The organism is Desulfobacterales bacterium, from assembly GCA_030066985.1.
Taxonomy (GTDB): domain Bacteria; phylum Desulfobacterota; class Desulfobacteria; order Desulfobacterales; family JAHEIW01; genus JAHEIW01.
The window spans coordinates 1-23,974 of the sequence record JASJAN010000046.1; the positions used below are offsets into that span (position 1 = coordinate 1).

Annotated in this window: 27 protein-coding genes; all 27 read right to left on the reverse strand. The window is 48.4% G+C overall.

Features of this window, described 5'->3' with window-relative positions:
• Positions 1–460 (reverse strand): flagellar biosynthetic protein FliR (locus QNJ26_18820; GenBank protein MDJ0987600.1); only part of this gene is annotated, 460 nt, incomplete at its 3' end.
• Between the two features lie 40 nt (positions 461–500).
• Positions 501–770 (reverse strand): flagellar biosynthesis protein FliQ, encoded by a 270-nt coding sequence (fliQ, locus tag QNJ26_18825; GenBank protein MDJ0987601.1) that lies wholly within the window; start codon positions 768–770, stop codon positions 501–503.
• Entirely contained in the window at positions 767–1,639 is an 873-nt protein-coding gene (gene fliP / locus QNJ26_18830) for a flagellar type III secretion system pore protein FliP (protein MDJ0987602.1), read from the reverse strand. The genes fliQ and fliP overlap by 4 nt, the downstream gene beginning before the upstream one ends.
• The gene (locus tag QNJ26_18835) at positions 1,639–2,019 is read right to left on the reverse strand and encodes a flagellar biosynthetic protein FliO (GenBank protein MDJ0987603.1); all 381 of its coding nucleotides are present in this window, start codon (positions 2,017–2,019) and stop codon (positions 1,639–1,641) included. The genes fliP and QNJ26_18835 overlap by 1 nt, the downstream gene beginning before the upstream one ends.
• Positions 2,016–2,417 (reverse strand): flagellar motor switch protein FliN, encoded by a 402-nt coding sequence (fliN, locus tag QNJ26_18840; GenBank protein MDJ0987604.1) that lies wholly within the window; start codon positions 2,415–2,417, stop codon positions 2,016–2,018. Before fliN ends, QNJ26_18835 begins: the two co-directional genes overlap by 4 nt.
• A gap of 2 nt (positions 2,418–2,419) precedes the next feature.
• Complete coding sequence (gene fliM, locus QNJ26_18845) at positions 2,420–3,400, reverse strand: flagellar motor switch protein FliM (protein MDJ0987605.1); 981 nt, start codon at positions 3,398–3,400, stop codon at positions 2,420–2,422.
• A gap of 11 nt (positions 3,401–3,411) precedes the next feature.
• Complete coding sequence (locus QNJ26_18850; protein ID MDJ0987606.1) at positions 3,412–3,873, reverse strand: flagellar basal body-associated FliL family protein; 462 nt, start codon at positions 3,871–3,873, stop codon at positions 3,412–3,414.
• Entirely contained in the window at positions 3,863–4,615 is a 753-nt protein-coding gene (locus QNJ26_18855; protein MDJ0987607.1) for a flagellar motor protein MotB, read from the reverse strand. Before QNJ26_18855 ends, QNJ26_18850 begins: the two co-directional genes overlap by 11 nt.
• Positions 4,612–5,355, reverse strand: a complete 744-nt coding sequence (locus tag QNJ26_18860; protein MDJ0987608.1) for a flagellar motor protein MotB — start codon at positions 5,353–5,355, stop codon at positions 4,612–4,614. The genes QNJ26_18855 and QNJ26_18860 overlap by 4 nt, the downstream gene beginning before the upstream one ends.
• 3 nt (positions 5,356–5,358) lie before the next feature.
• Positions 5,359–6,138, reverse strand: a complete 780-nt coding sequence (locus tag QNJ26_18865) for a motility protein A (GenBank protein MDJ0987609.1) — start codon at positions 6,136–6,138, stop codon at positions 5,359–5,361.
• Between the two features lie 454 nt (positions 6,139–6,592).
• Positions 6,593–6,802: a flagellar FlbD family protein gene (locus QNJ26_18870; protein ID MDJ0987610.1), complete on the reverse strand. Its 210-nt coding sequence runs from the start codon at positions 6,800–6,802 to the stop codon at positions 6,593–6,595.
• A 117-nt stretch (positions 6,803–6,919) separates the two neighbouring features.
• Positions 6,920–8,164, reverse strand: a complete 1,245-nt coding sequence (locus tag QNJ26_18875; protein ID MDJ0987611.1) for a flagellar hook protein FlgE — start codon at positions 8,162–8,164, stop codon at positions 6,920–6,922.
• A gap of 2 nt (positions 8,165–8,166) precedes the next feature.
• The gene (locus QNJ26_18880; protein MDJ0987612.1) at positions 8,167–8,895 is read right to left on the reverse strand and encodes a flagellar hook capping FlgD N-terminal domain-containing protein; all 729 of its coding nucleotides are present in this window, start codon (positions 8,893–8,895) and stop codon (positions 8,167–8,169) included.
• A gap of 65 nt (positions 8,896–8,960) precedes the next feature.
• Entirely contained in the window at positions 8,961–10,739 is a 1,779-nt protein-coding gene (locus QNJ26_18885; GenBank protein ID MDJ0987613.1) for a flagellar hook-length control protein FliK, read from the reverse strand.
• Positions 10,740–11,137: 398 nt separating this feature from the next.
• Positions 11,138–11,575 (reverse strand): flagellar export protein FliJ, encoded by a 438-nt coding sequence (gene fliJ, locus QNJ26_18890; protein MDJ0987614.1) that lies wholly within the window; start codon positions 11,573–11,575, stop codon positions 11,138–11,140.
• 221 nt (positions 11,576–11,796) lie between these two features.
• On the reverse strand, positions 11,797–13,119 hold the full coding sequence (gene fliI / locus QNJ26_18895) for a flagellar protein export ATPase FliI (protein ID MDJ0987615.1): 1,323 nt from the start codon (positions 13,117–13,119) through the stop codon (positions 11,797–11,799).
• 6 nt (positions 13,120–13,125) lie between these two features.
• Positions 13,126–13,872 (reverse strand): FliH/SctL family protein, encoded by a 747-nt coding sequence (locus QNJ26_18900; protein ID MDJ0987616.1) that lies wholly within the window; start codon positions 13,870–13,872, stop codon positions 13,126–13,128.
• Between the two features lies 1 nt (position 13,873).
• A complete protein-coding gene (fliG, locus tag QNJ26_18905) occupies positions 13,874–14,848 on the reverse strand; it encodes a flagellar motor switch protein FliG (protein MDJ0987617.1) in 975 nt (324 codons plus the stop codon).
• A gap of 25 nt (positions 14,849–14,873) precedes the next feature.
• Positions 14,874–16,475, reverse strand: coding sequence for a flagellar basal-body MS-ring/collar protein FliF (fliF, locus tag QNJ26_18910; protein MDJ0987618.1), 1,602 nt, complete (start codon positions 16,473–16,475; stop codon positions 14,874–14,876).
• Positions 16,476–16,490: 15 nt separating this feature from the next.
• Positions 16,491–16,793 carry a flagellar hook-basal body complex protein FliE gene (gene fliE, locus QNJ26_18915; GenBank protein ID MDJ0987619.1) on the reverse strand — a complete coding sequence of 101 codons (303 nt, stop codon included), beginning with the start codon at positions 16,791–16,793 and terminating at the stop codon, positions 16,491–16,493.
• A 2-nt stretch (positions 16,794–16,795) separates the two neighbouring features.
• Complete coding sequence (flgC, locus tag QNJ26_18920; protein ID MDJ0987620.1) at positions 16,796–17,233, reverse strand: flagellar basal body rod protein FlgC; 438 nt, start codon at positions 17,231–17,233, stop codon at positions 16,796–16,798.
• Between the two features lie 2 nt (positions 17,234–17,235).
• Complete coding sequence (flgB, locus tag QNJ26_18925) at positions 17,236–17,655, reverse strand: flagellar basal body rod protein FlgB (GenBank protein ID MDJ0987621.1); 420 nt, start codon at positions 17,653–17,655, stop codon at positions 17,236–17,238.
• A 330-nt stretch (positions 17,656–17,985) separates the two neighbouring features.
• Entirely contained in the window at positions 17,986–19,380 is a 1,395-nt protein-coding gene (locus QNJ26_18930) for a sigma-54 dependent transcriptional regulator (protein MDJ0987622.1), read from the reverse strand.
• A 23-nt stretch (positions 19,381–19,403) separates the two neighbouring features.
• Positions 19,404–20,552 carry an ATP-binding protein gene (locus QNJ26_18935; GenBank protein ID MDJ0987623.1) on the reverse strand — a complete coding sequence of 383 codons (1,149 nt, stop codon included), beginning with the start codon at positions 20,550–20,552 and terminating at the stop codon, positions 19,404–19,406.
• 584 nt (positions 20,553–21,136) lie between these two features.
• A complete protein-coding gene (locus QNJ26_18940) occupies positions 21,137–22,189 on the reverse strand; it encodes a sigma-54 dependent transcriptional regulator (protein ID MDJ0987624.1) in 1,053 nt (350 codons plus the stop codon).
• Positions 22,190–22,830: 641 nt separating this feature from the next.
• On the reverse strand, positions 22,831–23,688 hold the full coding sequence (locus QNJ26_18945) for an HDOD domain-containing protein (GenBank protein ID MDJ0987625.1): 858 nt from the start codon (positions 23,686–23,688) through the stop codon (positions 22,831–22,833).
• Complete coding sequence (locus QNJ26_18950; protein ID MDJ0987626.1) at positions 23,675–23,950, reverse strand: hypothetical protein; 276 nt, start codon at positions 23,948–23,950, stop codon at positions 23,675–23,677. The genes QNJ26_18945 and QNJ26_18950 overlap by 14 nt, the downstream gene beginning before the upstream one ends.
• Positions 23,951–23,974 lie beyond the last annotated feature (24 nt).

Below are 23,974 nucleotides of genomic sequence, written 5' to 3' on the forward strand. Positions count from 1 at the left end.
AGCTTTCTGCCAGGGCCTTTAAAAACCAATGATGGGCATTGAGGATCAGAAACATTAAAAAGGCAAACAGCTGATAAAATTGTGACAGCAGCGGCACCTGCTGACCGGCAGACGGATCCATAACGCGCGCCAGCGCCAGGCCCATCTGGTAACCGGATATCTGTCCAGCCATCTGCAGGCCCACAAAAATCAAATTCACGGCCATACCGATGCTGATGCCCAGGAAAATTTCACCGACAGCGCCCAGAGCAAAATTGCCTAGATTCCCCGGTACGGCGAATGCCGTGCGGTCCAAGAGCGGATATAAGGCAAAACTGGCCGCCAGCGCCAAACCGATTTTAAATAAGACCGGTATGCTTTTGCTCTTAAATATGGGTATGCTCATCAAAATGGCGCCGATTCGCAAAAAGATCAGAAAAAAAATCTGCAATTCATCTATCGGAATCGAGAACGATATCATCTATGAACATCACCTTCTGACAATGTTTAGTTAGCCGGCATCAACGAATGTAAGTAGCAATGTTACTGAACAAATTGGTTGTGAACGCCAGCATGGTTTGCATCATCCAGGGTAGAAAAAACAATAGCGCACTTGCCACCGCCAGCATCTTGGGAATAAAGGTCAGCGTCATCTCGTTTATGGAGGTTGCAGACTGAAATATGCTGACCATCAGTCCCACCAGCAAACCGGCCAGCAGCATTGGCGCGGCCAGCAAAATAGCGGTTTTAATGGCCTCAAAAAAAAAGCCGGTTAAGAATTCAGGTGTCATATCACAAAGCTCCTGACCAATGATCCAATCAGCAGATTCCAACCATCTGCCAATACAAACAGCATCAACTTGAACGGCAATGAAATCATAATCGGGGGCAGCATCATCATCCCCATCGACAGCAAAACACTGGCCACCACCATGTCAATGATTAAAAAGGGTACATACAGCAACAACCCGATCTGAAAAGCGGTTTTGACTTCGCTGATGATAAAAGAGGGAATCAGCACCGACGTCGGAATATCGTCTACATCCTTGGGACGCTGCACTTTTGCGATTTCGACAAACAAGGCCAGATCCTTTTTCCGTGTCTGCTTGAACATAAATTTACGCACCGGTGCAGCCGCATTTTGCAGGGCCTGCTGCTGATCAATTTTTTCATCCAGATACGGTTGCAGCGCATTTTGATTGACCTGTTGCCAAACCGGCGTCATGATAAAAAACGTTAAAAACAGCGCCAAACCCACAATGACCTGATTGGGCGGCATTTGCATGGTTCCCAGAGCACGGCGTAACAGTGACAGCACAATCACACAGCGCGTAAATGAGGTCAGCATGATTAAAATGGCCGGCGCCAGTGACAGGATGGTCATTAACAGAAAAATCTGTAACACCACTGCCATTTTCCCCGGCTCCCGGCTTTCATCCATATCGATAGAAATGAAGGCCGGGGTTTGAACTGGCTCGGCCGCGGCACTGTCGTATGCCGTGCCAAAAATCGCGCCTATGGCGACGACGATCACCGCCGCAACCAACAGCAATCGCTGAAGGCCATATCGCAGACTGCCCTTATCGCAGCCGTTTTGTTTGCGGGCAGCGACACGACAACCAGCCCCGATGGGGCCATTTAAAGCATTTTCTTTGGTCATTATTGGTCGTTTTTTGACGCCGCAAACCGGCGGGTTAATTTATTAAGGTGCTCTGAAAACGTAGGGGCAATCCGATCGTTTCCCGGTTCATGAATTTGGTCCAAAATCACGGGGTCTTTTATTTTCGTCAGCAGACGAATGGTATCGCCGGCGATTCCCACCACCAGTATGGCCCCCGGGACTTCCACCAGAGAAATATTTTTCTTCAAACCAATATACTGGCTGGCCAATATGCGGATCATTTTGCCGCCAGAACCAAGGGTGTCTTTGCGCATGACGCGTTTGCTGATATAAAAAAAGACGCCCAGACCCGCCAGTACCAATGCCAACGCAGATATCATTTTTAAGGTCGTTGTCAACATGTCGGGTGTCGCATTCATTTTAACCCCTTAATTCGTTCGCTGGGACTGATAATTTCACTCAAACGGATGCCATATTTCTCATTCACCACGACCACCTCTCCCCGCGCGACGAGTTTTTGGTTGGCAAAAATCTCCAGGGTTTCTCCGGCCAATTTGGATAACTCGATGACCGATCCCTGGCCCAGATGCAGCAGTTCATTGATTAACATTTTGGTTCGACCGAGCTCGACTGAAATTTCCAGCGGAATATCCAACAAAAAATCCATATCGCCCGTTAAGGCGTTGTGTTTGGCACCGGTGGCTTTCTCATTTTTAGCGGTCGCCGGTTTCGGTTGATCATCCGCTTTGTCAGCGGCTGCCGGATTGGCCTCCGATGGCGCCTTATGTTTATCTTGCTTTGTGTCTGTCTCAGGCATCGCTATCTTTTGCCTCCATTTGAATTTATCAATTTTGCAATTTCCACAGCGCGGTTGCCCTTGATAATACCCGGGTAGCCGAGATATTTGGGAACCTGATCAACGCTGATGGAAATCAAGTCTTCCGGTCCGGCTTTGAGACTAATCACATCTTCCACTTGCAGGTTAATCAGTTCGCGCACGGTCTGCTGGGTTCGACCCAACTCAGCGATAATGGTCACAAAAGTATCTTTGAGCAAATTTTTGAGCTGGGGACTCCAGGTATTTTTGAGGTCTTGGTCGCGCAGATATTTGGGCGACAGTTTTTCTTTAATCGGTTCCAGCATCAGGTAAGGAAGCGCCAGATGAAAGTTACCGGAAAACTCCTGCCCTTTGAGGGCAAAAACGATGATCAGCATCACATCGTTGGGCGGAACCAGCTGCACAAATTCAGGCTTGGTTTCAATTTTTTTCAGGTCGATCTGGACGGGATAAATGGCCGACCAAGATTGCTCAAAGCGCACCAAAAGATCGAGGGCAAACTTTTTAATCATGCGCTGTTCGATCTGGGTAAAATCACGTATTTGGGTAGATGGCTTACCATCGCCGCCGAACATGCAGTCGATCAGGGAAAAGACAAGATTAGACTCGATGCACAGCAGGGCCTTGCCGATCAGCGGTTTCATGCTAAACATATTGAAACTCGTCGGGCTTGAAAAGGCGCTAATAAACTCCTGATATTTAACCATTTCAGTCGAGACAAAATCGATGGTGATCGTTCTTTGCATCGCAGACAGCAACGTGTTTTGCACGGTGCGCAGGAACTTATCATACACTTCTTCCAAGGCTGAAAATTGATCACGTAAGATAACATCGTGGGATGTTAAGTTATACGGAGCGGCCTCGACCTCTTTTGACGGACCCTGCTCAACATCAACATCCCCTCTATCCATGGCGGAAAGCAGCGCATCAATTTCATCTTGTGTCAGTATTTGATTAGACATATTACGACGCTTTATTGCACAACAAATTCAGTAAAAAAGATATCGCTGACCACCTCTGCCGGGAACAGGCTGTTGAGTTTACCGATAATCTCATCGCGCAACGCGACCTTGCCTTCCACACTGGCGATGTCTTCAAATCGCTTGGTGGGCAGAATCATCAAGATGCGGTCTCGAATCTGAGGCAATCTTTCGTTGAGCTTATCGGTATCGGTTGGCGCCGCCAACTCGAGATCCATGGTGATTCTTAAATACCGGTTGCGCTCTTCGTCAGCCAGATTGACAATAAACGTGTCTAGCGAAAAAAGCGGCCCCAGTTGGGCTGTTTGGCTCTGTTCAGCTTCAGTGTTGGCTTCTCCGTTTCCCGCCGTATTGATCTCAGAAAGCTTATTCCACATCATAAAAAATCCGGCGGCCAGACCAATGGTGATGACCAGCATGGCAGCGATAACGATAAACATTAGTTTATTTGACATTTTCCTGTTTACCCTCCGTTAATAATAAAATTTCCACCCGTCTGTTTTTCAATCGGTTGGCGGGCGTATCATTGTCGACCAGCGGCCTGGATTCGCCATATCCGACCGCTGAAAGCCGACGGGGATCGATGTTGCCGTTCTCAATAAAATACTTGACCACATTCACCGCACGGGCCACCGACAGTTCCCAGTTTGAAGGATAACGCGGCGTCTGGATGGGGATGTTGTCAGTATGCCCTTCCACCCGAACCGCATCAGAACCGAGATGAATAACCTTGGCGACTTGATTTAACAGCCCATTGCCCTGTCGGTTGATGTCTGCTTTACCAAAATCAAATAGAATCTGGTCTTCAAAAGAAAGCCGAATCCCCTGGTGTATCGGGGTGATTTGAATGCCAAAATCGGCTTGCAAAGATTTAACCAGCGCATCGTTCAACAGCCCGGTTAGACGCTTTTTGTCTTTGTCAGTCTTGACGCCCTCGGGCTGGGTGAGAATGTGGGACATATCCTCAACCGGCTGAGCCGCTCGGACACTGATACCGACTTTTTGGCCTTCTTCGAGCAGGCCCAGCCCGCTTTGCAGCGCAAACTGAAAATCCTGCATTTTTCTGGCATCAACGCTGCTCATGGTGAACAGCAACACAAAAAAAACCATCAGCAGCGTCACCAAATCATTGAAAGTGGTCAGCCAGCCGGCACTGTTACCGCTTTGTTCTCCGGAATTTTTTGGCCGTCTTCTCATGAGCGCTCCTCGTCCGCTGAATTCTGAATCTGCGGTCTAATGAAGATCACTTCAACCCGGCGATTTTTAGTGCGGTTTTCAGCAGTGTCGTTGGCCACCAGGGGCTGAAACTCGCCAAACCCTTCAGCTGACAGACGCTGCGCATCGATTTGGTGATGTTCAATAAAATACCGTAATACATTCACCGCCCGGCCGGTGGACAATTCCCAGTTGGACGGGAACAAAAACGTGTGGATGGGCACATTGTCGGTATGTCCCTCAATGCGGATTAAATATTGGGTTTGGGCAATAATCGCCCCGATTTTTTCAAGCAACGGCAATGCCTGCGGTGAAATGGTCGCCACGCCCGATTCAAAAAGGGTAAGTTCAGACAGACGCATCACCAGGCCTTCTTTGGAAAACAGCACCTCGAGCTCATCTTTGAGGTCAAACCGATCCGAAAGCCTCTCAAGATGTTCATGAAGCTTGGCCATAGTCGAGCGGGTTTCAACCATACCGGCTGATCGGGGCACGGCGGCCGATCCGGATTCAAATTTGATCCCTCCGGGGAAAAAGCTGACAGCATTGCTAAAGGAACGTACAAATCGCATCACCTTGGCCTCTTCCATGGTGGAAAATGAGCACAACATGATAAAAAAGCACAGTAAAATGAGAATAAATCCGGAGTAGACGATTTCCCATCCTGGCCCTGAATCGCCATCACCCTTTTTGGATGCATCATGTCGATGCCTTTTGCTCATATTTTATGCTTTCGCCGGTTCGGCACTGGCGCTGATACGCGCTTTGGGTGCAATAAAGGCCTTTAATTTCTGCTCAACCACACGATGGTTGTCACCGGACTGGATCGAAATAACCCCTTCCAAAATCATCTGCTTGACCAGAACTTCTTGCTTGCTGCGCGTTTTCAGTTTGTTGGATACCGGCAAAAACAGTAAGTTGGCCAGCATGGTGCCGTAAAAAGTGGTCAGCAAAGCCACCGCCATGGGTGCGCCGATCTGACTGGGATCCTCCATCTGCATCAGCATTTGCACCAACCCGATAATGGTACCCAACATCCCGACAGCTGGCGCAAAGGTTCCCATAGTTGTGAATATTTCAGAGCCCAATCGGTGACGCTCCTCCAGGTACTGAATCTCAATGGACATCACTTCCTCAATGGACGAGGACTCCATGCCGTCAATCGCCATCTGGATGCCGCGGGCCAAAAAAGGGTCCTTGATATCCTTGAGTTGGGATTCAAACGACAGGATGCCTTCTTGGCGCGCTTTTTTGGCAAAACCCGACATTAACGGGATAAATTTGCTGGCAACCTGTGAACGGTGCAAGAACACATTTTTAGCCACTTTAATCACCCCCAGGACCTCTGAGAGGGGATATGCCAGCAGGGTGGCCCCCATGGTACCGCCCAGAACGATCATTACTGAGGGGTAATTCACAAACCAGGTGCCATCACCCCCCATCAAGATCGAAATGATGACCAAACCAAACGCAACAACAATACCGATAAGAGTTGTGATATCCACGGGTCAACTCCTCCGCTATTTTAAGACCTTAATTGTATTTAAATGGTTGAAATTAGCCGCCTAACTGATAACAAAGCGGTCGGAAAAATTCGGAATCATTATTATTTTCAATGATTTTAGCAAGTATTGTGCCATTGGTCGGAATTGCGAGGCTGAAATTCAGAAATGATAAGGAAAGTAGGTAATCACCTAAACTTACTGTAAAAAGTGCCGATTTCAGGCGATCTGCCCGGTGGGTTAAGCTAAAGGGGGGCCTCCTGGGCGCCAAAACTGATCAAATTCCCGTATAGAATCCCGCTTGAACGTCAATTTTCACTGATATTTGTCAACAGTTTGACGATAACCAGCAACAAATCTCGTTATGTGGGGATCACAATATATGGTGTAGGGGCGCTATTTCACCCCCAAACTGATCGTTATTGACGCGCAACGACGAATCGACTTAAGACAGTTCTTAAGGCTGACAGACGGTACTGTCAGGATTGGCATTGATGATGCGCTGATACTCGACAATTCGCTGCGACACCTCCTCGAGCGGTTCTTTGACCATAATCTTATCGTTATTGGTAAATGTAATGACCGTCTCGGGGATGGCCTGCAGCGACTGAATACGATCCACATTGACCATCAACACAGAATCATTGAGTCGTGTTACTTTAATCATCTTGACCCCACTTTAGTTGGGTTGGTAACACAGCCGGCGCTGGTGGTAGGTATCAGAAAGAGGCTTTGTGAAACCCGCATATCCAAAACCACCACTAGAGCACCGCTGTGATTAGGATTAGCGTTTAATATTGATCAGCTCGGCAAGAATTTCGTCACTGGCGGTAATCACCCGGGAGTTGGCCTGAAAGGCGCGCTGGGTGGTAATCATCTTGACAAATTCCTGGGCAAGATCGACATTTGACATCTCAATGGCGTTGGGACTGATACTGCCCAGCCGGGCGGTCTGGGGAGGTCCGGTCATGGGCTGGCCCGAATCCCGTGACTCCGTATACAGGTTTTTGCCCATTTTGCTCAAACCATAATAATTGGGAAAATCCGCTAGCACCACCTGGTACAGCGGTGTCAACTGGCCATTGGAATAGCTGCCAGTTACCACCCCGGCTTCATCAACCGATACGCCCCGCAAAACCCCTGAAGGAAAACCGTCTTGGGTCTGGAAGGTTGTCATGAAGGGTGCTGCGAACTGGGTCAAGTCTCCGTGCGTCACACCGGCAGCATCAACAAGGTCCCAGGTCAGCGTCAGATCGCTGGCACCGCTGGTCAGACCGCTAATGGTAATCTGCGGATCAGTGTTGTTGAGCAAACCGCCAGTGGCGCCATCAAATGTATAATTGGTAACATCGATACTGATACCACCCCCACCCCCGAAGGTCCCGGCCGGCACGGTCGGGGTGACATCCCAATCATTGGCGGAGTTTTTGTCAAAGGTCAGGGTAATCGGTATGCCATTACCCAACGATTCATAAACAATGACAGTGGTAGAATAGGTATCTCCGGCGGCCGCCCCGGCGTCCAAGTTAACATCAAGAGTAAATTGTTGGGTTGCCCGTGGCGGGGAAGTGCTTTGCCCAGGCACATTGATGTCGGTAATGTTACCGATGGTAAACGTTCCGTCTGTGGCGACCGAGGTCACCTCATAGCCCTGCACATAGAGGCCGTCGGGATTGATTAGATACCCATCACGATCGAAGGTAAAATCACCGGCCCGAGTATAAAATTCAGTACCGGCGTTATCCTGCAGCAGGAAAAATCCGGCGCCGCTGATGGCCATATCGGTGGGGCTGGCGGTATTTTCAACAGACCCCTGGCTCCAAATGGGCGTAGTGCCCCAAAACTCCACCCCGCGGCCAATTTCATCGGCACCGGTGCCCGCCAATGATTGACTTAAGATGTTGGCAAAAGAAGTCCGGTTGGATTTAAAAGCCGTGGTGTTGACATTGGCAATATTGTCGCCAATAACGGTTAACGCTTTTGAATTGACATTGAGTCCGGAAATACCGGCAAATAGTGAACCAATCATATTTATAGCCCTCCATGTGGTTTTTCATTTAAATTTGGTTCTGGATATGTTGTCGCCGTCAATGCAGACGGCGGAGCTTCAGAGACATTGCGCACATCCCCAAGGGCCACGGTCTGAAGCTCAGTCATCAGGTGCGCGGTGTTATCTTTAAACGCTACACCGGTGACCATTGCGCTCATCAGCGGTGTCACCGTCACGTTCTGGTTGGTGTGGTCTATCGCCTGGATCTCAAATTCATAGACACCGGGTGGCATCTGATTCCCATTAAAATCCGTCCCGTCCCAGACCGCACTTTGACTGCCTGCACCCCGCAGACCAGTCTCAAAAGACGTCACGAAGCCTCCGGTGGTATCATAGATACTGATGGCTGTGATAGCGGCGGTGGTTTCCAATTCAAACCGGCAGGTGGCCGTTTGCCCCTCTTTTAGCAGGAGGCCATTGCCCTCAGCGGTGATGTCTTTTCCGATGTAAGAAACCGCCTGTGAATGGGTCAGCGACGCTTGAAACGCCTCCATGCTCTTGAGACTATCATGGATATTGCTTAGCTGCTCCAGAGAGCTGAACTGCGCCAGCTGAGCGGTGAACTCAGTGCTGTCGGCCGGGTTCAGCGGATCCTGATGCTGAAGCTGGGCAATCAACATATTCAAAAAATCATCTTTGCCCAGAATCTTAACCGGTGCGCTCGATGGCGCATCGCTTGTATTTGTATCGATGGCATTAATGGGTGTCATATGTGTCTCACAGTTTGTTAGGCATCCATATTAGAATCGGTTTTTATGGTTTCCATTTTGGGTCGCTAAACAAAAAAATCAATTGCGCTATCTGCCCTGCCGTACCCTTGGGCCGGCTTCTGTTGGCTCTGCTCTTCTGCGGCTACATCCGCGCTATGACGGTTATTTTGCGAAGCCCTGGCACGGCGCGCTTCAGCCGCTTTTTGGTAAAGATCATCATCCGCCCGCGAATCATGGGCAACCGATACCTCTAGCTCGTCAACTTCCAGACCCTGGGCCTGTAATTCAGCCTTTAATTGATTCAGGTTGTTTTCAAGCATGTCTTTGACAAACGGAATTTCAGCCATGATGCGCACGGCGACCAGCTGGTTTTCGGTCACAATTTGCATGCGGATATGCCCTAAAAATTCGGGTTTCAGATCAATTTGAACCATATTTTGGCCGTTGTTGTTTAGCAGGACCGCTTTTTGAACAATCTGGTTGAGGGTCTGAGATGCCAGGTTGCGTTGGCTGCTTTCAGCTGAACGACCGGTATGCTCAAGCTTGGCAAGATGCTCGGGTAAATTCTCCTGGGATGCCAAAAATCCGCTGTCTTTGGCATCACCATCGATCTGGATAACCTTGCCGCTGGATTGATCAAAAGATAGAATCTCATTCTGCGGGCCGACGCCTTTGACATTGATTGCTTCGTCTGCTGCGGGTTTGGCAGAAAGGCTTTCAGCGGCAGCATTTGAGTTGAGCGCTGTTTCGACAGCTTTGGGCGCCGACTGCGATTTGGCAGCCTGCAAATGACCATCGTTTTTGTGCGGCCCTGAATCCAACAGGGTTTCAAGGCTAACATTTTTCGGCACTCCGCCCGTCTGGCGACTGTCTTTTTCGGCACTGGCCGGTTGGGTCATCTCAGGGGCCGGGAGTTCGCTGGTCTGTGCCGGATTGGTTATCTTGGGCATCAGCTGAGATTCGTTGCTGCTCAAAGCTTCCGCATGGACAATATTAACAGCCGTCTTTGGTGCGTTGGTTTCAGTGGTTGCTGTTTCTAAACCGGATGTCGCTGATGCACTGTCATAAGGCTGCAGTAGAAACTGAATTAGTTCATTTACCCGGGTGCTGAAGGCCTCAGTACGGCCACCGGTAATAGCGCCTTCGGGTATCGCTGCTGTCAAGGTTCGCCAAAAATCAAAAGACGCGTTTTCACCTTGGGCATTCGGTGGTTGAGCGGCAAACGGATGCACGATGGCCCGGTTGATCAGATGTCTTAGAAACGCCAGATTGTTGGCTTCTGGTGAAATCGTGGTTTGCAGCTGTTCAAATGGCCCGATACCCACGCGCCCAGCGCTCGGCGCTTGTCCTTCTGGGTAAAGGCGCCCTATCAATTGGTTTAGAGCCGCAGGCAACGCTTGATCGCTGTCATCTAATGAAGCTTCATCGATCAGGGCACCATCTTCGGCAGACAACAGTTGCAGCAAAAGATCATGGAGCACAGCAATGGCCGGTTTTTCCGCGGTTAACGGTGTTTCCGGCATTGATTCGGTTACCTCGGCTTTTGCAGATGAATCTTGAAGCGCATGTTGATGTGTTCCCTTGTCGGTGTGCGCCGACTGGGCCGATTTTTGCTTCGGCCGATGTGTTTGGGCGCTATGGGCTACCTCTTTTTGCGATGAAACCGGCTTGCTGCATTTGCGTTCAGATACGCGGTTTAGGGTGGTCAGAAAGCTTTGTTTATGATCGTCAGATTCAGCCGGACGGTCAATTTTAAACGACGCGACATCTGTGCTCTGTGAGCTGTGAGTTCCTGCAGCAGGCGGCTGAGGGGCAGCTGGAATCATAAGGGCATCAAACGACATAAAATCCTTCCTTGGTGTGGCCGGTGCGGGCGCCGGTAATATTGTTGACGGTCAATGCTTTGTGCATCAAGTATGCCAATTGTTAGAAAACAGGATAGATATTTCAGGCAGGAACTTAAGGCGAAAAGGATTGCAGTATAAGCTATTGATATTTTTTGATTTATTACTTATTGGCGTTCGGTGGCAATTTACAGGCGGTCGATTGGCGACAGCTGCGCGAACACAAATAAATGGCAATTTTACGGGCAATATTTTCCTGAAAAGGTAATCTTTACCTTTACCCTGGGCGCACCCCAACAGAATCGCAGAGTGCCAAAAAACAGCCGGGGAAGTTGATGTCTTGCGCAACAATTCGGGGAGCGGGAAAACATAGCCCATGTTGGAAATGATTATTGTCTTCAGGACTTTAAAATGAATTGATGGCCGGCCACATCGTCTAACAGTTTGCGTTCCTTTGTTAGCTCGGCCTGCTCATAGGCTCTGCGGCCTTTTGCTTTCAGCTTTTCAAGTGCCTTGCGTTTTTTCATGGCAGCAATTAAAGCCTCGTGGGTGGTATCGAAGCGTCGCTGTGCTTCACTGACTTTTTCACTCTGGGCTTCCATTTCAGCTGTCAAGTGATCGATGAAATCAACATAGAGTTTAAGCTCAGATGCCGGACGCCCTTCTTTTTGCCGGATTTGAAGTTGTTGCAGATTTTGGCGTTTCCGATCTTTGAGATCCCGCAATAACCGCTGTTCGGCTAAAAGAGCCTTTTTATGATCAGCCAGCTCTTTTTGAAGAACCTCTTCCTGATAGCGGCGGTGATTTAAAAGCGGTTCTAATTTGAATTGATACATCGGGTTGCGTTCCACAAGTCATTTACAAAACAGGATTTTGGGTGTTGGGTGCCAGACCCCCGGTGACTGGCTTCTGGTCTCTGGTCTCTGGCTACTTGATAGAATTCAGTAATGCAGAGCCAGCGGCAAGTCGCCAGCAGCAAGTGGCCAGTGACAAGAATTCTAAATCTTTGATCAACGTGATTTTTGGATATTTAAGGGCCAAGGCACAAGACAGGAAATCAGGATTCAAACAGTTCGGTCAGCTGGCAAGCGCACGCGTCAAAAGTGGTTGTTTCATCGATATCCTGTTTCAGATAGCGATTGATTTTTCCCATCATTGCGATCGCATAATCGATTTTCGGATTGCTGCCAGCCACGTAAGCGCCAATGTTAATCAAATCCTCTGCTTTGCGATAGGTGGCCATGACCTCCTTTAATTTCCGCGCGCTCTGCTTTTGTTCCGGATCAACGATGTCCTCCATTACCCGGCTGACACTGCCCAAAACATCGATGGCCGGATAATGGGCATGGTTGGCCAAATCCCGTGACAAATTGATATGACCGTCCAGAATGGACCGCAATGCATCGGCAATGGGTTCATTGGTGTCATCTCCTTCCACCAGAACGGTATACAGACCGGTGATGGTGCCCCGGCCAGCAGAGGTGCCTGCCCGTTCGCATAATTTGGGTAAAAGTGTAAATACAGATGGGGTATAGCCTTTGGTGGTCGGCGGCTCACCCAATGCCAGCCCGATTTCCCGCTGTGCCATGGCAAAACGGGTGACCGAATCCATCATTAAATTGACGTGCTGGCCCTGATCACGGAAAAATTCTGCAATGGCGGTCGCAATGAATGCACCTCGCATGCGAATTAGCGGCAGATGATCAGAGGTTGCCACCACTATCACCGATCGTTTGAGGCCTTCGGGGCCCAGTTCTTTTTCGATAAATTCATTGACCTCACGGCCGCGCTCACCGATCAGGGCAATCACGTTTACATCGGCAGCGGTTTTGCGGGCAATCATACCCAGCAATACGCTTTTGCCCACACCAGAGCCGGCAAAAATACCGATTCGCTGGCCGCAACCCAACGTGAGCAATCCGTTAATGGCCCGGATACCCAGATCAAGCGGTTTGCTAATGCGCTGGCGGGACAGGGGATTGACCGGTGTGCCGTATATGGGATATTCAGATTCAACGCAAATCGGGCCCTTGCTGTCGATGGGGTTGCCAAGTCCATCAATGACCCGACCCAGCAGCCCCTTGCCGACCGGTATGACCGCCCGCTGCTGCCGCGCAACTATGGGGCAGCCCGGACCGATGCCCCGCATTTCCTCCAGAGGCATCATCATGACCTTATCATCGCGAAAACCCAGCACTTCAGCACTTATTTTCCGCATATCTCCTTTGGTGAAAATATCACAAACAGTACCCAGTCGGGATAGCGGCCCCTGGGCTTCGATGACCAGCCCCACGATGTTGGTCACTGTACCGTTGGCTTGCATGGTGCAGGTAGCGTCTAAACATTGGTGATACTTATCGAAGCGTAAATTGGTTCCCATCTAAGCTTATTGGCTCTCTTGTTTCTGCTGATCAAACTGTATTTGGAAGGCTTCTTCTATGGCCTCAAATTGCTTTTCAATCCGCGCGTCGATGTCTCCCCTATCGGTCTCAATCAAACAGCCCCCGCTTTGAATCGAATCCTGCGCTTCAAATTCGACCTGGTCGAAACTTTGCAAAAAGCGGGTAAATTGAGACTGGGTGTCTTGGATGAACTGCAAATCGTCTGGATTGAGCCTGATCTTTATCTTACCGGGATGGTCAACCCGGGCCAAAGCCTCACGTGCAACACAGGCCACAGTTTCCTGGCTGGTTTTAATCTCGTGACAAACAATCTTTTTGGCGATCGATAGCGCCAGGTGGGTGACTTCTTTTTCAATTTCTTGATGAATTTCGACGCGCACATTCTGCAATTGTTCGAGGGTGCTTCGCAGACTTTCAACGACTGTTGCTGCTTTTTTAGAACCGGATTCAAAACCGACCCTTTTGCCTTCAAGAAAACCCTTTTGAAATGCACCTTCTTTGACCTCATCAAGGTCAGGCCCTGATGGCGCAACCGGCGTTTCGAGCGGGTCTGAAACCGTTGGTTCCGCAGCACAGGTTGGTTCTGGGTCGATATCTTTAAAGTGCGAGCGCTTGAATTCACTGTTTTTGCCCGGGTGGCTGCTATGATGGCGGGCTTCATCAACCGGGATATTGGGAAAATAGTGCAGACGAAAACCATCTGCCAGCGTTTGAGATTCTTTTTTAATCACATCAGTCAACGATATCATCTCCTCGGCGTCCGGCAATGATCAATTCACCTTTGGTCTCCATCTCCTGAATGATATTGGTAATGTTTTGCTGGGCATCGGTCACTTCTTTCATGCGAACCGGACCCATATCTTCTATTTCTTCCTGCAGCATTTCACCGGCACGTTCTGACATATTTTTGAAGATCTTTTCCTTAACCTCCTCAGAGGCCGCTTTGAGCGCAATCGCCAGCTCCATAGTCTCAACCTTGCGCAACAGTTTTTGAACGCCGCGGTCATCGACCAGCAGGATGTCTTCAAATACAAACATGCGTTGTTTGACCTGGGCGGCCATGTCCATGTCCGCTTCTTCCAGCTCGTTTAATATCAGCTCGCTGGATATTTCATCGGTCTGATTCAACATTTCCGCCAGACGGTCAACACCGCCGGTGACATTGGAGATTGAATTTTGTTTGGTTTTTAAAATTTCTTTTAAAACCGCATTGACTTCATCAACGATTGCAGCCGTTACCTTATCCAAATTGACGATCCGCATGGCCACTTCTGTTTTAATTTCATCCGGCAATTTTCCGATAACATCACTGGCAACGCTGCTTTGAAGATGCACCAGGATGATGGCGATGGTCTGTGGTTGTTCATCTTTGATCAGGTCGTATACCTGATCAGCATTTAGCGACTTAAGGGCTTCTAATCCGCTGGTTTCAGCAGTGGTATCGCCGCCAGCCGCGTTTTCATTGACGTCGGCAGCAACAGACCCGGCGGCCTGATTTTTCCGATAGCGCTGGGCAATAGCGGCAAATTCCCGGGCGACCTGCTCAACAACCGCAGGCGATATGGTCCGAATCTGCGCCAGATGGCTTTGAATGCGTTCTTTCTCCGACGCATTCAACCGCTGAAGCAGTCGTTCCGCCAAAGGTCTGCCCAGCGCGTGAATCAGAATGGCCGCTTTCACCGGCCCTGTTATACTTTGTGAGTCCATATGTTATGAAACCTAAATGGGTGCCCTACTCTTCCTTTAGCCAGTCGCGCATCACGCCCACAGAGGCATCATTGTCGCGGGTAATCAATTGCGATATTTCATCCGTGAATGCCAATTGTTTGGGATCAGCGCCGTATTCAGATTCCAGCTCACCGACAGTTTTTGGAAGCTGTCCTAAAATTTCAGTCTCACCGGTTGTATGCGATGTCAGCCACTTGATCAGGGGCTTTACCACAAACATAAACGAAAGAAGCAAAAACAAACTCAAAAACGTATATTTGAAATAAGGCTTGTATTTGTTCAGCTGCGTCAGCCAGCGCTCGATGGTCGATTCTGCGTCTGCCTGCGTGATGGGTGTCGATTCAAAAGGGATATTGACCACTTCGACTTGATCGCCACGATCCGCATCATAATTGACAGCCCGTTTCACCAGGTTTTCAATCTTGGTCAATTCTTCAGGAGAGCGGGCCGCATAGGAGACCTCTGTCTCACCGTCCTCGGTCACCTTCGTCGTGTAGGTGCCGTCAACCATCACCGCAACTGAAATACGGTCAATTCCACCAACCGGTTCCAGGGTGCGACTCGTCAATTTGCCGATTTCATAGTTTACGGTTCGATCCTGTTTGGCAAAAGTGGTATTTTCGTCTTCGGTCTTTTGGGTAGCAGCTGCACTGCTTTCAGGCAGATTCGATTGAATCCCGGGAATGCCCTTGGGAATCATCTCGTCGTCTTTGGCGGTTTCATTGTAAGTCTGTTCACTGCGAACGACTTGATTTTCAGGTAAATATCGCTCTTCGGTCAATTCATGCTGTTTAAAATTTAATGCGCAGGAAACACGCACAATGGCCCGGTTGGCGCCCAGGGCCTTTTCGAGCATCGACAACACCCGATTTTCCAATTTGCGTTCCACTTTTACCTGGTGGTCAAGTTGATCCGAACTCAGTGTAGCCACACCAGAAGGGTTGTTTCGGCCGGTTAGCAATCTGCCGTTGCTGTCCACCACCGTTACATTTTCAGGGTTCAAGCGCGATACACTTGAAGATACCAGGTGCACGATGCCTTGAACCTGTTGCGGCGAGAGCCACTTACCGTGACGCAATTTCAAAACGACAGAGGCCGATGCTGATTCTTCGTTTTCGACAAACAACGATTTTTCAGGCATCACAATATGGACACGGCAACTCTCAACCTCTTCAAAACCATTGATGCTGCGCACCAGTTCACCCTGCAGCGCTCTTTGATAGTTCACATTTTGGGCAAATTCGGTCATGCCCAGTTTGGTGTTGTCAAAGAGCTCAAAACCCATGCTGCCACCCTGGGGCAACCCTTCGGATGCCAGGTCCATGCGGGTTTCATAGATCAATTCCTGCGGGATGAGAATAGTGCTGCCATTGGCCGAAAGGCGATACGGTATTTTTTGGTCTTTCAATCGGCTGAGGATAACCCCGGCATCGTTGGCATCCAGGTTGCTGTACAACGGATGAAATTCAGGTTTGCCGGCCCAATTCATTAAAAATACAAATGCAGCCACCGAGCCCACAGTTAGTGTCAGCAGAGCAATGCGCTTGCCAATACTGATGCTTTTAAAAAAAGTTTGCAGTTGTGATAAAATTTGACGAAAGGGCATCGACAATCTCCGATTTTAGGCCTGCATGCGCATGATCGTGTCATAGGCGGCAATGATCTTGTTGCGCACCTGCATCAATAGCTGAAAGGCTACATCCGCTTTTTCCATCGCGATCATGGTCTGGTGAATGTCCTTTTGTTGGCCGGCCGCTAATTTCTGAACAGCATCATCTGAGGCGGCATGCAACTGGTTGACTTCATCCAGCGAACGCGCCAACATATTGCCAAATGAGGCGCTATCCGGTTTTTCAGTCGCCCGGCTGCCGGATTCCGGACCAATTAAAGACGGCAGATCTTTTTGAAAACTGACTTCATTCATGATTATTGTCCTATTTCAAGTGCTTTGAGCGCCATGTCTTTGGCGGATTGAATAGCGGTCACACCGGCTTCATAGCTTCGTGTAGCTGAGATCATATTCACCATTTCTTCCATCAGATTGATATTGGGCATGGCCAGGTAACCGTTATCATCTGCATCGGGATGGGTGGGATCGTATTTCATAATCGGCTTACGGGTATCCTCGACAATATCCACTACAGCGACTTCTTTTAAATATTCTGTTTGCCGGGAACGCAGCATTTCCCGGAATGAGACTGCGTGTGGCTGGGCAGCAAAAATCGGATCTTGGCGGCGATAGGGCCCGCCGTCCTTTGTGCGCGTGGTATTGATATTGGCCAGATTGGCAGAAATCAGGTTCATGCGAAGACGCTGCGCTGATAATCCCGATGAGCTGACGTGAAGGGCATCAAAGAAATCCATGATTATTTCCCTCCTCCTTGAATAACATTCCTAAGTCCCTGAAATTTTTTCTTAATAAGCTGGGCAGCAGTCCGGTACAAAATGGTATTTTCTGCTAATTTACCCATGGTCCGGTCCAAGTCAACGGTATTGCCGTCAGCCCTCAAGTTAAGCGGCGACGGATCGCTTTGTTTGATCTTGACATCATCGCTGGTCTGCCGGCGCCCGTTTAAATGCCGGGGTCCGGTGCGGATCAACGTCAGAGGTCTTGCGGAGCGGCCTTTTCTCTGGCGCACATCCTCCATAACGACCTCAAATGCTTTGTAATTGGGCGTATCTATATTGGCGATATTGGATGTCAACACCCGATGTCGCAAGGAACCCCTGTTAAGGGTTTTTTGAAGGCTCGAAATAGTCCCTTCAAAAAGTGTTTCCGTTGGCATAGGCAACTTTCTCCTCATGTGCTTAGGGCCTCAAAAATAATTTGTTTCTATTAATCAAGGCAGTTTTCCACCACAAAGGGCACGAAGGGGCTTTGAAGTCACTACAATTATTATCTCCTCGTGCTCTTCGTGGTTTTATTAAACGCATTAATATTAGATCGAGCAATTTTCATACCAGCGTGCTGAGACGGCATACTGAGAGCAGGAATATACATTTATTCAATAAATACAGAATAATACCTATATATCTTTTCATGGGCTGCAAACCTGCAAGCGGCAAAAACTACCGTCTAACCGTTTACATACGGGCCCTTGCCGGCGTTAGAATATCTAACTGTTTTGAGCTGCGGTTTCAGCCTGAGATGCTTCCAGTTCCTGTTTGTATTCTTTTAGCTTGTTTCGCAGTGTTCTAATGCTGATGCCAAGCAATTCCGCAGCCCGGGTACGGTTGTCGTCAACATCACTCAGGGTTTTGGTGATCAATTTCTTTTCCATCTCCTTGACCGTCATACCGGCCTGAATCGAAATGGCCGGCTGGGCGGCGTCATCAAATTCGTCAACGTCTAAAAACAGGTGCTCCGGTAACAGTTTGGGGCCGTTGCTGATGAGCACCGCCCGCTCGATCGTGTTTTCCAGTTCTCTGATATTGCCTTTCCAAGGATTGCCGACCAATCGCGCCAGAGCGGCATCGGACATCTTGAGCATTTCCCTCTGGTTCATTTGACAAAATTTCTCGAGAAAATGCGTCACCAGAAGCGGGATGTCCCCTTTGCGTTCTCGGAGCGGTGGAATGGTAAATGGCACCACATTGATGCGATAATACAAATCCTCACGAAATTTGCGTTCTGATACGGCTTTTTTCAAATCCACATTGCTAATAGCCACCACACGCGCATTCATGGGAACGGATCGGCTGCCCCCGATCCGATCGATCTCCCTTTCCTGCAAAACGCGCAGCAGTTTGGCCTGCAGAGGCGGTGTCATTTCACTGATTTCATCGAGCACAACAGTTCCGTGTTTGGCCAGTTCAAACTTGCCCATTTTACGACCCACAGCACCGGTAAAAGCACCTTTTTCATGACCGAACAGCTCACTTTCAGCCAACGTTTCTGGTAAAGCTGCGCAATTGAGCGCTACATAGGGTTCGTCCGGATAGCCGCTGTTTTCATGAATGTAAGCAGCCAATAGTTCTTTGCCGGTTCCGCTCTCGCCCTGAATCAGAATGGTTGAGCGGCTGGCTGCCACGTTCTTTGCAAGCTTTAAAATATCTAATAATTTTATATTATTAGTAACTAATGTCTTAACTGTTGCTGTAGGATTAGACATTTGCTTTGATGGCCATTTATCACCATTTTCATCCATACACCCAAGGACTTTTTTGACCGTCGCCACCAAGGTTTCAAATGAAAACGGCTTCAACAAATAATCAGCTGCGCCGGCTTGCATGGCCTCAACTGCATTGTGGATGGAACCAAAGGCGGTGATCACAATGACCGCAATCTCGGGCTTTAGCTTCTTTAGCGCTCCGATAAGTTCCATACCTGACATTCCAGGCATTTTTAGGTCCGTGATGACCAGGCTGATCGGATCTTTTTTGATCTTAACCAGAGCGTCCGTGCCGCTAACCGTGCTCTCAACGCTAAAACCACTTCTGGTGAGCGCATGTGAAAGTGCGCTGCGCATCTCCGATTCGTCATCGACGATTAATATTGGCGCAAGGCCCATAATGTAAAACTCCGCCTAACACTTTAAATGTTGTCAACATCTCCTTGTGGTTCAGCCCAGACCGGCAGGGTCAGAACACATCGGGTGCCCTCGGGGCTGCTGGTAATATCGATGCTGCCGCCATGCATTTTGATAATATTATGAACAATGGTCAGCCCTAATCCGGTACCCTTCTTGCGAGTGGTGTAGAATGGGTCAAAAATTTTGGGTAAATCTGCCTGGGCAATCCCACAACCGTTATCAACCAGATGAACTTCAGCCAATAGTGATCCGGATAGGCTGCTGGTTTTGTGGGTAGAAATCACCAATCGACCCCCGTTGGACATCGCCTGGATGGCATTTAAGATTAAATTCAAAAAAACCTGCTTGAGCAATTCCAGATCACCCTTGATGGACATCGTTTCTGCGATCAGCTCGGTCTGAACCTCAATACCGTCCTGGGCATCCAACAAATGCCCGGCAAAAAACAGAGAATCTTTTAATGCCTCATGAACGTCTAACACCTGTTCGTCCAGCTGCTGATCCGGGCGCATAAACAGCAACAAGTTGGAAACAATATTATTAATGCTTTTAACACCCGCAGAAATATGCTCTGCCAATGTTTTCAACTCATCAAATTCCTGCAAATCAGCAACCAACATGGTTGAGAATAACTCGATACTGCCTAGTGGGTTACGGATTTCATGGGCAATTCGGGCAGCCATCTCACCCATCGCCGCCAATCGACCTGTGCGTTTGGCCTGCAACTCAGCGCTTTGCATCCGCGTGATGTCGGTCAGAGAGACTAACGTCCCAATATTGCCATCGTTGACCGAATTCAGGGGAGATACGGCGACATTCAGATGCAACTGCTGTTTTTCGTTGGCGGGCACGAGTATTGTTTGTATTTCGGTGGTCGCTTTCGTTTTGAGAATCTTCTTGATATCCAGCGCCGGATGTTGAAAATAGCCGGCTTCAAACGCCTGCTCGAATGTGTGGCCCAATACGTCTTTGGCAGCATATCCGGTTATCTGCTCGGCGGTTCGGTTAAAGCTGACAATTTTGCCCGTTGGGTCCAATGCCACCACACCGGTCGGGATACTTTCAAAAATAGGTGTCATGTAGCAATTTTGAGCAATTGGTTTTGCAGCGGCAGTATTGACCGCCGTAATAACATTTTTAGAAGATGGCATTTAATTCTTAACTATTCGTTATTTATATTTATTTTATTAAAAACACCTGTTACATCAAAAGGTCCGCAAAACAGGTTTGACGCGCATCAATTGAGCAATTATCATGCCATGGAAGACTAGCGGTTTCAGCTGTTTAGGATGCAGGAGCGGTTCTGCATCTGCCGCTTTTCTTTTCGGGTGGTGAGTCGAATTGTAAAATAGTCGCTGATTAATATAACCACTTGAAATAATGTTTAAATAATTAATATTAAAAAATATCTTGTTTAATAAAAGGATTTTTGCACAATCTCACTGATGCGCAAAACCCAAAATAATTTAACTAAATTTCAGTCACTTCGATGGTGATTAGGTTCCAAGTTCTGTCAATTTTTCACGTCGCACACGTCACCGCATTGACGCTCAAGTACCGGTTTTGAAAGACAAAGTGAACACTACAAGGGATAGATCCGTATGTGGCTGAATCACACGGTATGGTCTGGGAAAACCGCATGATCGGACCGTCGGGATTTTTCTCGAGTGGGAGTGCGCCAATCAGGCAGCACGGTGAATCAAACGCTTCTCATTGGAAATCAAAATACAATCGGTCAAGTGGCGTATTGTTGAATTCGGTGACGCTTAATTTTCTCTACCAAAGTTGTGCGGTTCAATTGGAGCAGTTTGGCAGCTTTATTTTTGACCCATTTGGTTTTTTCCAAAGATTGTAATATTAAATCTTTCTCAAACTCGGTAACAGCGCTGTTTAAACAGATTCCCGCGTCTGTAACCTCTATGGACTGGTTATTTTGATACCCGTTAACCACCATAAGCTCTTTTGGCAAATCATTTAATGAGATCTGGCCCGAACCGATGAGCACCACCAGTCTTTCGATGACGTTGCGAAGCTCGCGCACATTTCCCGGCCACCCATAATGCACCATAACATCAAGTGCTTCATCAGAAATCCCATCTATCTGCCTATTATTCTTGTTATTATACATTTGAATAAAATAGGAGGTCAAATAGGGTATATCAGCTCTACGATCTCTTAGAGCAGGAAGGCCAATGGGAATGACGTAAAGACGGTAAAACAGATCGTCTCGAAAATGTCCATTTTTTACCGCTTCTGGCAAATCGCGATGTGTCGCTGCAATCACCCTGACATCCACTTTAATGGTCTTGGCACCACCGACCTGCTCAAATTCACCCTCTTCCAAAACCTTGAGCACCTTGACCTGCAAATCAGGACTCATATCGCCGATCTCATCTAAAAAAATCGTGCCGCCATGGGCCAGTTCAAATTTTCCTGATTTGGAAACCGTAGCACCGGTGAATGCACCCCGCACATGTCCAAACAGTTCACTCTCAAGTAAATTTTCAGGTATTGCACCACAATTTATTGAAATAAATGGTTTATTTTTACGATTGGATCTTTGATGAATTGCTTTGGCCACCAGTCCTTTGCCTGTGCCGGTTTCACCGGTGATCAAAATCGTGCTGTCACTATCGGCTACTTTTTCAACCAACTCGAAAACCGCTTGCATCCTTTCACTACGACCGATGATGGCATTGCATGAATCATGCGAATTGAGTTGCGCCAGAACCATTGAGTTTTTAACAAAAAGATCGGAATTGGGGGCTGGAACTTTGCTGACGGCCAAATTCTGCACCTTCTCCTCCTTTGAATGGGTTTAGAAACAGTTGCTAACTTCGCCGGGAGTGCTGAATTTTATAATGAGGTCATCTTTTTCCGCGTAGCTCGCGCGTGATCTGAGTGATCAGAGACAAGGACGGATTTAGCAATAACCATGCCGTCAACTAACATATGGTGGGTAGCATAGCGGAAGAATGTCGCGTGATTCCAGTCGCAGAAAAATACAGCTCAACATGAAGGTATGGGTAAGATCTGGTGCCACTATATTTTGTGCTAAACAATGGCTTTACAAAATGTGGGTGTTGGCGAAGAAAATAACAAGCAGCCTTTCCGGCTGAATTTGGGAGCCAATAATTTGCCGATTCAGCGCACTAATTTTTGCAATCTGCAAAAAATGTCGCCATTGGCTTTTGCTAAATGAAATAATTTGTGTTCACCCCCGCTTGATGGGATATAAGAGCAGCCCGATTCTGGATTGAAGTCCTGTCCGGTTTTAGGGCAAAGATTTTAAATGAGGAATAAATTTAGGTTGTTGGAATAAAGCTTGGGGCGCATCCCCATGGCGGCAAACCCATTTGCCCCTACTGATCTAAAATTAAATCCAATATGCAATTTTGCATTTTGCCAAAACCGTTATCAGGGTCCGTATTAGGGGGTATAGGTAATAAAAAGGCTGATATCATCAAATTCCTTTTGGATGTCGGCCAGAAGTGCTTCAATGGCTTGAGGTCTGATCCGCAAACTATCCCAGGCAGCTTTATCCAGTGCCGGCATCTTGTTGTCGCCCGCATAGCCGATATTGAGGGAGCGGCACAGAATATCCGCCAGATGCACAATGGCAGCTTCAAATGCAAAACGACCGGCCGTACTGGGCTGATGATGGTGTAAAATGACGCTCACCAATTTAGGGGGCAAATTCCAGCGTTCAGCCAGCAATTTCCCGACTTCCGGATGACCGTAGCCTAGAATGGTTTCCTCGGCTGTGATCATCAGTATATTCTTATCTCCAACCAGCCGGTTAATATCTTTGAAGGCCTGGGACAAAAATATCATTTCTACAATTTTTCCAATATCATGCAAAAGACCGGCAACAAACAGCTCCTCAACCTTGTCGTAGCGCAAATGTTTGCCGATCACCTTAGCGGCTACTGCACATCCCAGTGAGTGATCCCAGAACTGTTCCTGGCGTATCAGACTGATTTTTTTACGATTCGAAAAAAGGTCAAACACAGAAGTGGTTAGCAGCAAATTGCGAATGGCATCAAAGCCCAGCAGCACGATGGCCCCGGTGATCGTTGAAATTCGCTGAGGAAATCCATAAAAAGATGAATTTACCAATTTTAGCAACCGGGCAGCCAAAACCTGATCGTCGGTAATGATTCTGGCCAGATCCCGGGCGGAGGACTTGGGATCGTTGACAAGCTCCGTTATCCTCAGAACGGTTCGCGGCAAAGTCGGCAGATCCTCTACCCGCGAAATGACTCGGTCGATATCAGGTGCTTTCATTTTGCTTATCCGGATCCGTTAAGCTCTTTTGCAGCTGCCGGCTGGCGGCCTTCATGATTTCCTGCATGACCGGATCATCCACCACGTCGGCAAACTTGGCCTGCAGCTCCTTTTCAATACTCTCGCGGGTCTCAAACTCAACCGTGTATTCAGATGATTCACTCTTTTGGCCCCGCCCTTTAACGCTGATCTGCTCGATTCCCCAGGTTTTGAGCATCCAGATGCGTTTGCGGGTCAGAGCGGTTCCCTTCTCAATCAGCAACAAGTCTTGCTGGTTATAAACTGA